This window comes from Streptomyces sp. WMMC940 (assembly GCF_027460265.1).
GTDB lineage: Bacteria > Actinomycetota > Actinomycetes > Streptomycetales > Streptomycetaceae > Streptomyces.
Window position 1 is genome coordinate 3,616,948 of sequence record NZ_JAPZBC010000001.1, and the last position, 14,423, is coordinate 3,631,370.

Here is a 14,423-nt window from a genome sequence, read left to right on the forward strand (position 1 = left end):
GGGGTGAGCGGGCTCCTTCGGCGTCGGTACCCCTGGAGTTCGCCGTCCGGGGCCCTTGGTGTCAGGGGCCCTTCGGCGCCGAGCGGCCGACCACCGTGCCCGCGCGGTCGACGCATACCACGTCCACCGTGACCGGTGCGCCCCGCAGCACCTCCAGTGCCTGGTCACGGGCGGTCACTGCCACGAGATCGCCCAGCGGGACCGCGCGGGCCGCGCACGACCGCAACGCCGCGAGACCGGTGTTGGCGGCGGCGACCTCGGCCGCCAGCATCTCGTCCGCCCCACCCCGGCGGGCCAGCTCCGCGAGGAAGCCCTTGTCCACCTGGGAGCGGGCCGAGTGCAGATCCATGTGCCCCGCCGCCAGTTTGGACAGCTTCGCGAAGCCGCCGCAGACGGTGAGCCGGTCGACGGGGTGCCTGCGGACGTACTTGAGCACCGCGCCCGCGAAGTCGCCCATGTCGAGCAGCGCGTCCTCGGGAAGCCCGTACAGGGCGACGACCGTCTTCTCCGAGGTCGAGCCCGTGCACCCGGCGAGATGGGTGCGGCCCGCCGCCCTGGCCACGTCCACACCGCGGCGGATCGAGTCGATCCACGCCGAGCAGGAGTAGGGCACGACGACGCCGGTCGTGCCGAGGACGGACAGCCCGCCGAGAATGCCGAGCCGCGGGTTCCAGGTGGAGCGCGCGATCTCCTCGCCGTGGTCCACGGAGACCGTGATCTCGACGTCGCCCGAGCCGCCGTACCGGGCGGCGGCCTCCGTGACGTGCTCCCGCATCAGCTGCCGGGGCACCGGGTTGATCGCCGGCTCTCCGACGTCCAGTGGCAGCCCGGGGCGGGTGACGGTACCGACGCCCGGTCCGGCACGGAACACCACTCCCGAACCGGCGGGCAGGATCCGCACGGTCGCACGGATCAGCGCGCCGTGCGTGACGTCCGGGTCGTCACCGGCGTCCTTCACCACGCCCGCCGTCGCGTGCCCGTCCGCCAGTTCCTCCACGGCCAGCGCGAAGGCGGGCCTCTGGCCCTTGGGCAGCGTGATCGTCACCGGGTCCGGGAAGTCCCCGGTGAGCAGCGCGGTGTACGCGGCGGTCGTCGCGGCTGTGGCGCAGGCCCCGGTGGTCCAGCCGGGCCGGAGACCGGTGTGCTTGAGTTGGGCGCTGCGTCCGCCCACGGGCGCCGGTTCACCCATGGAGGTCCCCCGTGCACGTCCTGGTCCTCGGCGGTACGACGGAGGCGCGCGCCCTCGCCGAGTCGCTGCACGCGCGGGGGGAGCGGGTGACCACGTCGCTCGCGGGACGGGTCGCGGCGCCGAGACTGCCGCGGGGCGAGGTGCGGATCGGCGGCTTCGGCGGGGCGGAGGGCCTCGCCGCCTGGCTGCGCGAGCACCAGGTGGACGTGCTCATCGACGCCACCCATCCTTTCGCCGGGACGATCAGTTTCAACGCGGCGCACGCCGCGGACCAGGCCCATGTTCCCCTGCTCGCGCTGAGGCGGCCCGGGTGGGTCCCGGTGGCGGGCGACGACTGGCATCCGGTCGACTCCCTCTCGCAGGCGGCCGAGAGGCTGCCCTCCCTGGGGCGCCGGGTCTTCCTGACGACGGGCCGCATGGGTCTGGCGTCCTTCGCGCACCTGGACGACCTGTGGTTCCTGGTCCGCTCCGTCGACCCGCCCGAGCAGCCGCATCCCGCGCGGATGCGGGTGCTCCTCGACCGCGGCCCCTTCACCCTCGAGGGCGAACGGGCGCTGCTCGCCGACCACGCCGTCGACGTCCTGGTGACCAAGGACAGCGGCGCCGCCGCGACCTCGCCCAAGCTCACCGCGGCCCGCGAGGCGGGCCTCCCGGTCGTCGTGGTCCGCCGGCCGGCCGTGCCCGAGGACGTCCCCGCGGCGACGGGGGTGGCGGAGGCGCTGGCGTGGGTGACGGCACTGGGGCCGCTGCCGGGGTAGGCGGGCCGGTGTGCCGTCAGCAGACGTGCCGGTCCCGCGCCGGGTCGTACAGGTGGCTGTCACGGAACTGGGAGGCTGCCAGGGTGCGGCCCACCAGGATGACCGCCGTCTTCGTGACGCCCGCCTCCTTCGTCAGCCCGGCGATCTCGTCGAGCGTGCCCCGGAGGACCAGCTCGTCCGGGCGGCTGGCCATGGCCACCACCGCGGCGGGGCAGTCGGGTCCGTAGTGCGGCAGCAGTTCGTCGACCAGGCGGTCGACGTAGCGGGCGGCGAGGTGCAGGACGAGCAGTGCGCCGCTGCGGCCCAGGGTGGCCAGGTCCTCTCCGTCGGGCATGGGGGTCGCCTGCTGGGCGACGCGGGTCAGGATGACCGTCTGGCCGACCGTCGGTACGGTCAGCTCCCGCTTCAGCGCGGCCGCCGCGGCCGCGAACGCCGGAACGCCGGGAACGACCTCGTACGGAATGCCCGCCGCGTCGAGCCGCCGCATCTGCTCCGCCACCGCGCTGAACACGGACGGGTCGCCCGAGTGCAGCCGGGCCACGTCGTGCCCCTCCGCGTGGGCGCGGACGAACTCCTCGGTGATCGCGTCCAGATCGAGGTCCGCCGTGTCCACGAGGCGCGCGTCCGGCGGGCATTCGGCGAGGAGCTCGGCCGGGACGAGCGAGCCCGCGTAGAGGCAGACCCGGCACGAAGCCAGCGTCCGCGCGCCGCGCAGGGTGATCAGATCGGCCGCACCGGGTCCGGCGCCGATGAAGTAGACGGTCATGAGGATTCTCCCGCGGGGGATTTGGTGACGGACCATTGCGTGACGGGCATCGCCTGCCGCCAGCCGGTGAACCCGCCCACCGGTACGGCGTGCGCCACGGCGAGCCGCACCAGCTCGCCGCCGTGCCGACGGTAGCGCTCCGCCAGCAGCGCCTCCGACTCGAGCGTCACGGTGTTCGCGACCAGCCGTCCGCCCTCCGGCAGCGCGTCCCAGCAGGCGTCGAGCAGTCCCGGCGCGGTGAGCCCGCCGCCGATGAACACCGCGTCGGGGACGGGCAGTCCGGCCAGACCGTCCGGCGCCGCCGCCGTGACGACCCGCAGTCCGGGCACGCCGAGCCTCTCCGCGTTGCGCTCGATGCGCCGTGCCCGTTCCGCGTCCCGCTCGACGGTGACCGCCCGGCACGAGCGGTGCGTACGCATCCACTCGATCCCGATCGAGCCGGAGCCGCCGCCGACGTCCCACAGCAGTTCGCCCGGCGCGGGCGCGAGCGCGGCCAGCGTCGCGGCGCGCACATGGCGCTTGGTCAGCTGGCCGTCGTTCTCGTACGCCTCGTCGGGCAATCCGGGCACGGCGCCGAGCCGGGGCCCGCCGGGCTCGCGGACGCAGTCCACGGCGACGACGTTCAGGGGGTCGCCGGGCGGCCGGTCCCAGCCGGAGGCGGTACCGGCGACCAGGCGCTCCCGCCCGGAGCCGAGTTGCTCCAGCACCCGCAGCCGGCTGGGGCCGAAGCCCCTCGCGGCCAGCAGTTCGGCCACCTCCGCCGGAGTCGTGGCGCCGGCGCTCAGCACCAGCAGCCGCCGGCCGTGGTGGAGCGCGGCGCCGAGCCCCGCGACGGGCCTGCCGACCGTCGTGACCACCTCGGTCTCCTCGACCGGCCAGCCGAGGCGGGCACAGGCGTACGAGACGGAGGACGGGTGCGGCAGTACGCGAAGTGCGTCAGGGCCGGCGATCTCGGAGAGGGTGCGGCCGATGCCGTAGAACATGGGGTCGCCGCTCGCGAGGACGGCGAGGCGCCGGCCGGCGTGCTCGGCGAGAAGCGCGGGCACGGCGGGGCGCAGCGGCGACGGCCACGCCACGCGCTCGCCCGCGCATTCGTGGGCGGGCAGCAGGGCGAGCTGGCGTGCGCCGCCGACGAGCACGTCGGCGGCGCACAGCGCGGCGCGGGAGGTATCGGGCAGTCCGTCCCAGCCGTCGGCACCGATCCCGACGACGGACACGGCGGGGCGGGGGTCGGGCGTCACGGACGGGACTCTACTGTCCGCGCAGGTGGTCTCCGGTTCGCGGGGGGACGGGACACCGGTCACCGGCGCGCGGAGCCCCCAAGATCACGTAATACTGAAGTGGAGAACGAGCCCCTGGTCCCGGCCCCGCCACGCGCGCCTCATCGTCCGACTCGGCTCCGGGAGGCAGCCATGGCCACTCGACGCACTCCCCTGCCGGGCGTCGGTACGCAGTACGACATCACCTCGGAGAGCGGTCACCACCTCTCGCTGGTCGTCCACCAGGACGGCCGACGGTTCCTCGGCTTCTACTCCGCGGACGATCCCGACGAGTGGGCGGCTTCCGTGCCGCTGACGCCCGAGGAGGCCGGCGGGCTCGCCCGGCTGCTGGACCCGACCCCCGTCGAGGGCGTGCGCACCGACGGCCTCGACCTGGTGACCGAGCACATCCCGGTCCCGGCCCGCTCCCCGTACTCCGGACGGCCGCTCGGTGACACCCGGGCCCGTACCCGCACGGGCGCCTCGATCGTCGCCGTCCGGCGCCCGAGCAGTGTGCACCCCTCGCCGGGGCCGGGCTTCCGGCTGATGATCGGTGACACGCTCGTCGTCGTCGGCACCAGGGAGGGCGTGGACGCGCTCGCCGGGATCATCGAGGGCTCCGGGGACGAACCGGACGCCTCCGGAGCCGGAGGCTGACCGTGCACGGCACGACGATGCTCCTCGTCGAACTCGGCGCGATCATCCTCACCCTGGGGCTGATCGGCCGGTTCGCCGGACGCCTCGGCCTGTCCCCGATCCCCCTCTATCTGCTCGCCGGTCTCGCCTTCGGCACGGGCGGGTTGCTGCCGCTCAGCGCCAGCGGGGGCTTCATCGCCGTCGGCGCCGAGATCGGCGTCATCCTGCTGCTCCTGCTGCTGGGCCTGGAGTACAGCGCCTCCGAACTGGTGACGAGCCTGCGCACCCAGTACCCCTCGGGCCTGGTGGACTTCCTGCTCAACGCCCCGCCGGGCGCGGCGGCCGCGCTCCTGCTCGGCTGGGGGCCGGTGGGGGCGGTGGCGCTGGCCGGCGTCACCTGGATCTCGTCGTCGGGCGTGATCGCGAAGATCCTCACGGACCTGGGACGGCTGGGCAACCGCGAGACCCCGGTGATCCTCGGCGTCCTGGTCATCGAGGACCTGTCGATGGCGGTCTACTTGCCCCTGCTGACCGCGCTGCTCGCGGGACTCGGCCTGGCCGGCGGCAGCATCACCCTGCTGATCGCCGTCGGCACGGTCTCCCTGGTCCTCTTCCTGGCGGTCCGCCACGGCCGGCACCTCAGCCGGGCGGTCTCCTCCGACGACCCGGAGATGCTCCTGCTGGTGGTACTGGGCCTCACCCTGCTGGTCGCGGGTGCGGCGCAGGAGCTGCAGGTGTCGGCGGCGGTGGGCGCGTTCCTGGTGGGCATCGCCCTGTCGGGTGAGGTCGCGGAGGGGGCGAGACGCCTGCTCAGCCCGCTCCGCGATCTCTTCGCGGCGGTGTTCTTCGTCTTCTTCGGGCTGTCGACCGACCCGACGGCGATCCCGCCGGTGCTGCTGCCGGCACTGCTGCTCGCCGTGGCCACCAGCCTGACCAAGATCGCGACCGGCTGGTACGCGGCCGGCCGCGCCGGCATCGGCCCGCGCGGCCGTCTCCGGGCGGGCGGCACCCTCGTCCCCCGTGGGGAGTTCTCCATCGTCATCGCCGGACTGGTGGCCTCAACCGAGCCGCGCGTCGTGCCGCTTGCCACCGCGTACGTGCTGATCCTGGTGATCCTGGGCCCGCTCGCGGCCCGCTGGACCGAGCCCGCGGTCCACACCGTCCGGTCCTGGCTCCGCCACAGCCCGCGGCCAAGGCCGCCGGGGGGCGCGGAGCGTGCGGCGTCCGTGACGGACGGAGCGGTGGCGCCGGCGGCGGGCGGCTGATCGTCTCCGGCCCCTCGCACGCGCGGTCCGGTCGTCTCGAACGCCGGCCTCTGAGCCGGTGCTCCGCGCGGCGCCACGGTACGCGGCGGGGCACGGTGGGCGGTGAGCACGGTGGGCGACCTCGGCGCCGGCCTACGGGGCGCCGATCACTTCTGGGCGTTCTGCCCCACATGGAAGAGCAGCCAGACGAAGCCCGCGAAGGCATGTGTGGCGAAGACGTACACGAAGACGCGCAGTGCGACGCCGCGCTCCTTCCAGCGCTCGCTCTCACGCTCGCTCTCACGCGCGGTCTCGCTCATCGGCGGTATCCTCCCGGACCCGGACCCGTGCACGGTGCTCCGGGGACTCCAGCGTACGGGCGGAATAGTTCCGGGACGGCGTCCGTTCCAGGTGGCAGTTTAATGTTCAACCAAACGGCTCCTGGAGGCGACGCCCGATGCAGTTCGGAATCTTCACCGTCGGTGACGTGACCACCGATCCGACCGACGGTCGCACCCCGACCGAGAACGAGCGGATCAAGGCGATGGTCGCCATCGCGCTGAAGGCCGAGGAGGTCGGTCTCGACGTCTTCGCGACGGGCGAGCACCACAACCCGCCGTTCGTGCCGTCGTCCCCGACCACGATGCTGGGGCACATCGCGGCGCGCACCGAGAACCTGATCCTGTCCACCTCGACGACGCTGATCACCACCAACGACCCGGTGAAGATCGCCGAGGACTACGCGATGCTCCAACACCTGGCGGACGGCCGCGTCGACCTGATGATGGGCCGCGGCAACACCGGACCGGTCTATCCCTGGTTCGGGCAGGACATCCGCCAGGGCATACCGCTCGCCATCGAGAACTACGCCCTCCTCCACAAGCTGTGGAGGGAGGACGTCGTCGACTGGGAGGGCAAGTTCCGTACGCCGCTGCAGGGCTTCACGTCCACGCCGCGGCCGTTGGACGGTGTCCCGCCGTTCGTGTGGCACGGCTCGATCCGCTCGCCGGAGATCGCCGAGCAGGCCGCGTTCTACGGCGACGGTTTCTTCCACAACAACATCTTCTGGCCGGCGGAGCACACCAGGCGGATGGTCGCGCTCTACCGGAAGCGGTACGCGCACTACGGACACGGCACCCCGGAGCAGGCCGTCGTGGGTCTCGGCGGACAGGTGTTCATGCGCGGGAACTCCCAGGACGCGGTCAGGGAGTTCCGCCCGTACTTCGACAACGCGCCCGTCTACGGGCACGGCCCGTCGCTGGAGGACTTCACCGATCAGACGCCGCTGACCGTCGGCTCCCCGCAGCAGGTCATCGAGCGGACCCTCGGCTTCCGTGAGGTCGTCGGCGACTACCAGCGCCAGCTGTTCCTGATGGACCACGCGGGACTTCCGCTGAAGACCGTCCTGGAGCAGCTCGACATCCTCGGCGAGGAGGTCGTCCCGGTACTGCGCAAGGAGTTCGCCGGCCTGCGGCCCGCCGGAGTGCCGGACGCCCCGGTCCACCCGGCCGTGGCCGCCGCCCGCGGCACCGGCGACGACGCAGTCACCGCCTACCGCACCGGCGGATACGACACCGGCAGCGGCGAGGAGGACTGACCATGGCGCAACTGAAGCTCGTCGCCGTGTCGGCGGGGCTGAGCAGTCCCTCGTCCACCCGGCTGCTGGCCGACCGGCTGGCCGAGGCGGCCCGGCATCGGCTGGCGGAGCAGGACCGGAAGGTGGAGGTCGAGGTCGTCGAGCTGCGCGATCTGGCCACCGCCATAGCCAACAACCTGGTGACCGGCTTCCCCTCGCCGACGCTGGGCGCGGCCGTCGACGCGGTGACGAGGGCGGACGGTGTGATCGCCGTGTCGCCGGTCTTCACGGCCTCGTACAGCGGACTCTTCAAGTCGTTCTTCGACCTGGTGGACCCGCGGGCGCTGACCGGCAAGCCCGTCCTCGTCGCGGCGACCGGTGGCACCGCACGGCACTCCCTCGTCCTCGACCACGCCATGCGGCCGCTCTTCGCCTATCTGCGGGCGCTGGTCGTTCCGACAGCCGTGTACGCGGCGTCGGAGGACTGGGGCTCCAGTGGCGACGAGTACACCGAGGGGCTGCCCACCCGGATCCGCAGGGCCGGCCGGGAGCTGGCCGAGCTGATGGCCGACCGGCCCGCCCACGAGGAGGGGGCGGACGAGCTGGCGGAGCTCGAGCGGCAGCTCGCGGACCTCCGCTTCGACTGACCGGCGCGGTCCGCGTTCGGCGACTCCGACGGCGAACGACGGGCCCGAGGCGACGGGCACGGGGACGAGGCGACGCACGGGGGACGGCGGACGACGCACGGCGGACGGCGGACGCAAGGCGACGGGCACGGGGACGAGGCGACGCACGGCGGACGGCGGACGCAAGGCGACGGGCACGGGGACGAGGCGACGGACGGCGGCGATCGCACCGGACGATCCGGCCGGGCGGTCCCGCCGGGCAATCCGGCCGACGGGCCGCTCCGGGGTCCGGGCCGGGTCGTGGTCCGGGCCGGGTCGTGGTCCGCGTCGGCCGCGGCGAGCTGTCCCCGGCGGGGACGCGCGGGCGTCGGGTGGTTCAACCAGCCGTCGATCACCGCAGAACCGTCGAGACGGCGCCCGTCGGCGGCCGGTTCGGTCGGTGGCCCCGCCGTGCCGGAAGGATCGGACCCGACGCATCCCACGCGGCCCCCGAGGGTCCCGAGGGGCCGCCGCCGAAGCCGAGTGTCAGTGCCGCCTCCTATCGTTTCCGCCATGAGTCCCGCACTCATCGGGCGTGAGCACCCCGTGGGCGTCCTCCGGGCCGAGATCGGCCGGGCGACGGACAGCCACGGGGGTCTTGTCCTGGTCACGGGTGAGGCGGGCATCGGCAAGACGACCCTCGTGACCCAGGCCGCCCAGGAGGCCCGGCGGCACGGGGCGCTGGTGCTCGGCGGATCGTGCTGGGACTCCGACAGCGCACCCGGGTACTGGCCGTGGGTCCAGGTGGTCCGGGCACTGCGCCGGGCCGTCGGCGAGGAGGAGTGGGCGCGGGTCGAGGAGGCGGCGGGCGGACGCCTGACCGTCCTCCTGGGGGAGACCTCCGGCTCCCGCGGCCGCCCGGGCGACGCCGCGCGTGGCGGCGACGGGCCCGAGGAGCGGTTCGCGGCGGACGGGGACAAGGAGCCGTTCGCCGTGTACGACGCGGTGACGACCGCGCTGGTCACCGTCTCGCAGAGCCGTCCCGTCGTGGTCGTGCTCGACGATCTGCACTGGTCGGACCCCGCGTCGCTGAAGCTGCTCGAATTCGCGGCGCAGCACGCCTGGTTCGAGCGGCTGCTGCTCGTCGGCACGTACCGGGACGTCGAGTTGGAGACACCCGGCCACCCGCTCCAGCAGCTGATGCTGCCGCTCGCCTCACGGGCGACGACGCTGACGCTCACCGGCCTGGAGCGCGACGAGGTGGGGGTGTTGATGGCCGTCACCGCCGGTCGCGAACCGGAGCCCGCGCTCGTCGCGGAGGTGCACCGGCGCACCGGCGGCAATCCGTTCTTCGTGGAGCAGACCGCCCGGCTGTGGCACAGCGGCAGCCCGGTCACCGCCGTGGCGCCCGGCGTGCGGGTGGCGGTGCGGCGGCGGCTGGGCCTGCTGCCGGGACCCGTCGGCGCGCTGCTGACCACGGCCGCGGTGCTGGGGCGCGACTTCCACCGGCAGGTGCTGGCCCTGGTGGCCGGGGCGCCGGTCGCGCATGTGGACCGGCTGCTGGACCGGGCGGTGGCGGCCAGGCTGGTCACGGCCCGGGAGTCGGGGAGGTTCACGTTCTCCCACGACCTGGTGCGGGAGACGCTGTACGACGCGCTGGACGAGTCCGAGGCGCGGGCCCGCCACGCAGCGGTCGTCCGGGCGCTGGGCGAGACGGCCGGGCTGCCGCAGCAGGTGCGGATCCTGCCCGGCGACCTCGCGGGTCACGCCTACCTGGCGGGCGACGAACTGGCGCCCGGGCGCCGCATCGAACTGCTGGTGGAGGCGGCCCGCGACGCCGGCGGCCGGCTGGCCTCGGAGGAGGCGGTGGGCCACTACCGCCGGGCCCTGGAGATCGCGGAGTCGGCGGCGGAACACGCGACGTCCGGGGCGTCGGCCGGTGCCGTCGGGCACGGCCGGTCCGGCGGGCGGGCTCCCGCGGCGCCTCCCGGAACCGCGCACGCGGAGCGGGGCGGATCGGCAGAGGCGGCGGCCACGGCACCCGGCGGGAACACCCCGCCGCGTACGGACCCGCTCGGTGCCGGACGAGCGGCCGCCGGCGACGGCGACCGCACCGGCCGCGCGGACCGGCCGGAGGCAGGCGATGCCGGCGCGGCGAGGGCGCTCCGACGGCGGGCCGCACTGGTGGCCCTGGACCTCGGCGGGGAGCTGCACCACAGTCGCGAGGACGCCGAGGCCTGGGTGGCCTTCGACAGGGCGGCGGCGCTCGCGGCCACGCTGGACGACGGCGAGCTGCTCGCCCGGGTCGCCATGACCCTGTACTCGCACACCGCCCTGGCTGACGGCCCCACCCGCACCCGCAGCACGGCGCTGCTGCGCGCTGCGTACCGCGCGCTGACCGGCGGCGGGTCCGACCCCGGCCGGCCGGACCCCGACAGGCTGCCTCCCGAGCTGATCGCCCAGGAACTCGCGGGGCTGACCACGACCCTCGCCCGGCGCGGCGAGGACGACGACGCCCTCGCCTTCTCGCTCTGGGCCAGGCACGACTCCATCTGGGGGCTCGGCACGTCCGAGGAGCGGCTCGCCCTCACGGACGAGATGGCGGCGGTGGCGCGCCGCACGAGGAACCGGGACATGGAGTTCCACGCCACCTCGATGCGCTGGGTCACCTTGCTGGAACTGGACGACCCCCGCTATCTGGACCAGCTCCGGATCGCCCGGGCCGTCGCCGAGCGGATGGGTGTGCGCCGCACGGATCTCGGCCTCGCCGTGGACCGGTGCCTCGTCGCAGCGTTCAACGGTCGCTTCGACGAGGCCGAGACGCATCTCGCGCAGGTCACCGACCTGGGCCACGAGCATCCCCCCTTCACCTTCATGGCGCTGCACATCGTGTGGGGGCTGCGGCTGCTCCAGGGGCGGTTCGCGCAGGCGGAGGAGGTCCTGGAGCGGCTCGCCCCGGCCGGGCACCCGTATCCGGGGCTGCTGCGGGGCATCACGGCCGCGGAGGTCGGCGACCGGGCCCGTACGCTCCGGGCGGTGGCCGAGCTGGACGCTCTGCCCGAGCCGTTCCCGCGGATCTTCGAGCCGCTGTGGATCCGTCTGCGGGCGCAGGCAGCCGCCCTGTCGGGCGACGAGGAGCTCATCGCGTCGGCGCGGAGCGCCCTGGAGGGATACCGCGGCCATTGGGTCGTGTCGCTGTACGGCTGTGACATCAGCGGTCCCGTCGATCTGTGGCTCGGTCTGCTCGATGCCGCCGCCGGCCGCTGGGACGAGGCCGTCGGGGAGCTCGACTCGGCGGTCGCCTCGGCGGACCGGCTCAGCGCCCGACCGTGGGCGTTGCGTGCGAGATCGGCCCTGGTCGGGGCCTTGCGCTGCCGTGCCTCGGAGCCGGACCTGGCCCGGGTGGGGGAGCTCGAAGCCAGGGTGGCCGAGGAGGCGAAGTCCCTCGGCGTGGAGGCGCCCTTCGCAGCCCCGACGGCCCGGGCGTCGTCCGGGTGGTCGCGGCCGGGGAAGCCGGGTGCCGAAGCGCCGGGCGGCGCACCGGGCGAACGGCCCGTGGCGCGGGCACAGTCCGGGCCGCACGACCTGCCGACCCGCCCCGACGCGTCGCAGGGCGGGCGGTCCCAGCGGCCCGGGGCGCCCGCGCGGGCCGGGACGCCACAGGCACCGCGGTCCCCCGAGTCCTCCAGGTCGGGGCAGTCGGCCCGGCCCGCGGCGTTCTCCCCGGCGCACCGACCAGTACGGGAGCCGCGCTCCGGAGCCCCGGGGCAGTGCGCGCAGGGCGTGTTCCGCCGCGAGGGACCGGTCTGGCTGCTGGTCTGGGAGGGCCGCACGGTCCATGTCCCCGACGCCAAGGGCCTGCGCGACCTCGCGGCTCTGCTGGCGGTGCCGGGCACCGATGTCCCGGCCGTCCGGCTCCTCGCCGCGGGGTCCGGCGAAACCGCCTTCGCCGCGCGGAGTTTCGGCGGTGATCCGGTGCTGGACGAGGAGGCCAGGACCCAGTACCGGCGGCGCCTGGAACAGCTCGACGACGCCATAGACCGTGCGACGGCCTCGGGCGACGACGAACGCGCCGCCGCTTACGACCGCGAACGTGCGGCGCTCCTCGACGAACTCCGCAGCGCCGCCGGGCTGGGCGGACGCAGCCGCCGGCTCGGCGACGAGGCCGAACGGGCCCGGAAGGCGGTCACGGCCCGCATCCGCGACACGCTCCGCAAACTCGGCGCCACGCACCCGGAATTGGCCGCCCACCTGTGTGCGTCCGTCTCCACGGGATCCGCGTGCGCGTACCGGCCGGGGCAGCAGGTCCGATGGCGGCTCTGAGCCGCGCCTCCCCGGCAGACCGTCCACGGCCCGCCCGCCCGTGTCCCATGTCCGGACGGAGCTCGTGTGTCACCGGCGGAAAGCGCTGGGGTCCGGGCTCCCGGCACCGGCCGGCCGCCGTGCAGCAGCCACCGGCACCGGGCACCGGCTCGGGCTCAGCGGCGGTTGTACAGGCGCATGGTGATGGCGCCGAAACCGACCACGAACAGCGCTGCCCAGCCCAGGGTCCAGGCGATGTCGGCGGTCGGCCAATTGCCCGCCATCAGCTCCCGCACCGCCGTCGCCAGATGGGTGACCGGGCTGTTGTTGACGAACGCCTGCAGCCAGCCCGGCATCGTCCTCGGCTCGACGAAGACATTGCTCAGGAAGGTCAGCGGGAAGATCACCATCATGCTGACGCCCATGACGGACTTCTCCGTGCGCAGCAGCAGCCCGAACATGGTCCAGATCCAGGAGAAGGCGAAGGAGAACAGCAGCAGCAGGGCCACGCCGAGCAGGACTCCGACCGGTCCGCCCTCCGGCCGATAGCCGATGATCATGCCGACCGTCAGCATCACGGCAGAGGCCATGACATAGCGGACGGCGTCGCCGAGGAGATAGCCGACCATCGGCGCGGGACGCCAGATCGGCAGCGTGCGGAAGCGGTCGAAGACGCCCTTGTCGATGTCGGTGTTGAGGGCGACGCCCGTGTACATCGTGATCATCACGACGCTCATCACCAGGATGCCGGGGAGCAGGAACTGGATGTACGCGTCGACCGACCCGGCCAGCGCCCCTCCGAAGAGGTACGTGTACATCAGCACCATCATGATCGGGAACGCCGTGACGTCGAAGAGCTGTTCCGGCACGTGCTTGATCTTGAGCATGGCGCGCCAGCCGAAGGTCACGGAGGCCGCGAGGGCGCTCGGCCGCGCCGGACGCTCCCCGGCGACGAGCAGGGCCGCCAGGGACTCCGTCTTCGGCGCGGTGAAGGTGAGGTCCTCTGTTTCCCGGGTCACTGCGGTGCTCATGCGACGGCTTCCTTCTCGGTGACGGGCTTGCGGTCGGTGAGGGCGAGGAAGACCTCGTCCAGGCTGGGCTGGCCCAGCGCGAAGTTGTCGACGGTGATCCCCTCGCGGGCCAGTTCGGCCAGGGCTCGGGCGGCCTGCTCCGCCGCGCCGAGCTCCGTGCCGTGGCCGTTGACCCGGGCCGTCAGGGCTACGGGGTCGGTCTCGAGCTGGACCGAGGCGTTCAGCGCGACGGTCAGGACGCGCTCGGCGTCCGGGCGCCGGTCGGCGTCGCGCAGCCGCACATGAACGGCTCCGGCGCCGACGGACGCCTTCAGTTCCCCCTTGGTGCCCTCGGCGACCACCCGGCCGTGGTCGATGACGGCGACCCGGGAGGCCAGTTGGTCGGCCTCGTCCAGGTACTGCGTGGTGAGCAGGACGGTCGTGCCCTGGGCGACGACGGCCCGCACGATGTCCCAGACCTGGTTGCGGCTGCGCGGGTCGAGACCGGTGGTCGGCTCGTCCAGGAACAGCAGGTCCGGCGTGTTGAGGATGGACGCGGCGATGTCGATGCGGCGCCGCATTCCGCCCGAGTACTTCTTCACCTGGCGGCCGGCGGCTTCCGTCAGCCCGAACGCTTCGAGCAGCTGCCCCGCCCGTTCGCGGGACGCCCGCTTCCCGTGGCCGAGGAGCCGGCCCAGCAGGATCAGGTTCTCCGTGCCGGTCAGGTCCTCGTCCACCGAGGCGTACTGCCCGGTGAGGCTGACCCTGCCGCGCACCGTGTCGGCGTCCTTCAGCACGTCGCTGCCGAAGACCAGCGCCTCGCCGCCGTCCGGCCTGAGGAGGGTGGCCAGCATCTTCACCGTGGTCGTCTTGCCGGCGCCGTTCGGCCCCAGGAGGCCGTAGACGGTGCCGGCGGGCACACGGAGATCGACGCCGTCGACGGCCCGGTTGTCGCCGAACACCTTCACCAGGCCGTTCGTCTCAATGGCCAGATCTGTACTCATCGTCGAGTTCCTTCGGTTCCTTCGCTGTGGCGGTCGCGGTCTGGGGCCGCGGATTGGTCGTAATGGCGGGACGG

The 14,423-nt window shown here is 73.9% G+C and carries 12 protein-coding genes; 6 read left to right on the top strand and 6 right to left on the bottom strand.

The features are described 5' to 3' along the window. Nucleotides 1–61: 61 nt before the first annotated feature. Nucleotides 62–1,189: a cobalt-precorrin-5B (C(1))-methyltransferase gene (locus O7595_RS15875; RefSeq protein WP_269729336.1), complete on the bottom strand. Its 1,128-nt coding sequence runs from the start codon at nucleotides 1,187–1,189 to the stop codon at nucleotides 62–64. An 11-nt stretch (nucleotides 1,190–1,200) separates the two neighbouring features. Between O7595_RS15875 and O7595_RS15880 the strand changes: the two genes are divergently transcribed. After that, the gene (locus O7595_RS15880) at nucleotides 1,201–1,947 is read left to right on the top strand and encodes a cobalt-precorrin-6A reductase (RefSeq protein ID WP_269729337.1); all 747 of its coding nucleotides are present in this window, start codon (nucleotides 1,201–1,203) and stop codon (nucleotides 1,945–1,947) included. 16 nt (nucleotides 1,948–1,963) lie between these two features. On the opposite strand, the gene cobM is transcribed toward O7595_RS15880, so the two are convergent. Together cobM and cbiE are read right to left on the bottom strand one after the other, a co-directional pair. Beyond that, nucleotides 1,964–2,713, bottom strand: a complete 750-nt coding sequence (cobM, locus tag O7595_RS15885; RefSeq protein WP_269729338.1) for a precorrin-4 C(11)-methyltransferase — start codon at nucleotides 2,711–2,713, stop codon at nucleotides 1,964–1,966. After that, entirely contained in the window at nucleotides 2,710–3,954 is a 1,245-nt protein-coding gene (cbiE, locus tag O7595_RS15890) for a precorrin-6y C5,15-methyltransferase (decarboxylating) subunit CbiE (RefSeq protein WP_269729339.1), read from the bottom strand. Before cbiE ends, cobM begins: the two co-directional genes overlap by 4 nt. Before the next feature lie 171 nt (nucleotides 3,955–4,125). Here cbiE and O7595_RS15895 point away from each other — a divergent pair, with 171 nt between their 5' ends. Both O7595_RS15895 and O7595_RS15900 read left to right on the top strand, forming a co-directional pair. Then, nucleotides 4,126–4,629: a cation:proton antiporter regulatory subunit gene (locus O7595_RS15895; RefSeq protein ID WP_269729340.1), complete on the top strand. Its 504-nt coding sequence runs from the start codon at nucleotides 4,126–4,128 to the stop codon at nucleotides 4,627–4,629. A gap of 2 nt (nucleotides 4,630–4,631) precedes the next feature. Next, nucleotides 4,632–5,873 (top strand): cation:proton antiporter, encoded by a 1,242-nt coding sequence (locus O7595_RS15900; RefSeq protein ID WP_269729341.1) that lies wholly within the window; start codon nucleotides 4,632–4,634, stop codon nucleotides 5,871–5,873. A 146-nt stretch (nucleotides 5,874–6,019) separates the two neighbouring features. Here O7595_RS15900 and O7595_RS15905 read toward each other — a convergent pair whose 3' ends face one another. Continuing rightward, entirely contained in the window at nucleotides 6,020–6,172 is a 153-nt protein-coding gene (locus O7595_RS15905; protein WP_269729342.1) for a DUF6126 family protein, read from the bottom strand. Between the two features lie 137 nt (nucleotides 6,173–6,309). On the opposite strand from O7595_RS15905, the gene O7595_RS15910 reads away from it, so the two are divergent. From O7595_RS15910 to O7595_RS15920, 3 genes are all read left to right on the top strand, one after another. Then, entirely contained in the window at nucleotides 6,310–7,449 is a 1,140-nt protein-coding gene (locus tag O7595_RS15910; protein ID WP_269729343.1) for an LLM class flavin-dependent oxidoreductase, read from the top strand. 2 nt (nucleotides 7,450–7,451) lie between these two features. Then, on the top strand, nucleotides 7,452–8,075 hold the full coding sequence (locus O7595_RS15915; protein ID WP_269729344.1) for an FMN reductase: 624 nt from the start codon (nucleotides 7,452–7,454) through the stop codon (nucleotides 8,073–8,075). Nucleotides 8,076–8,606: 531 nt separating this feature from the next. Further along, complete coding sequence (locus tag O7595_RS15920) at nucleotides 8,607–12,356, top strand: AAA family ATPase (RefSeq protein WP_269729345.1); 3,750 nt, start codon at nucleotides 8,607–8,609, stop codon at nucleotides 12,354–12,356. Nucleotides 12,357–12,511: 155 nt separating this feature from the next. On the opposite strand, the gene O7595_RS15925 is transcribed toward O7595_RS15920, so the two are convergent. Then, nucleotides 12,512–13,366, bottom strand: coding sequence for an ABC transporter permease (locus O7595_RS15925; protein WP_269729346.1), 855 nt, complete (start codon nucleotides 13,364–13,366; stop codon nucleotides 12,512–12,514). Next, complete coding sequence (locus O7595_RS15930; protein WP_269729347.1) at nucleotides 13,363–14,349, bottom strand: ATP-binding cassette domain-containing protein; 987 nt, start codon at nucleotides 14,347–14,349, stop codon at nucleotides 13,363–13,365. The genes O7595_RS15925 and O7595_RS15930 overlap by 4 nt, the downstream gene beginning before the upstream one ends. Nucleotides 14,350–14,423: the final 74 nt, after the last annotated feature.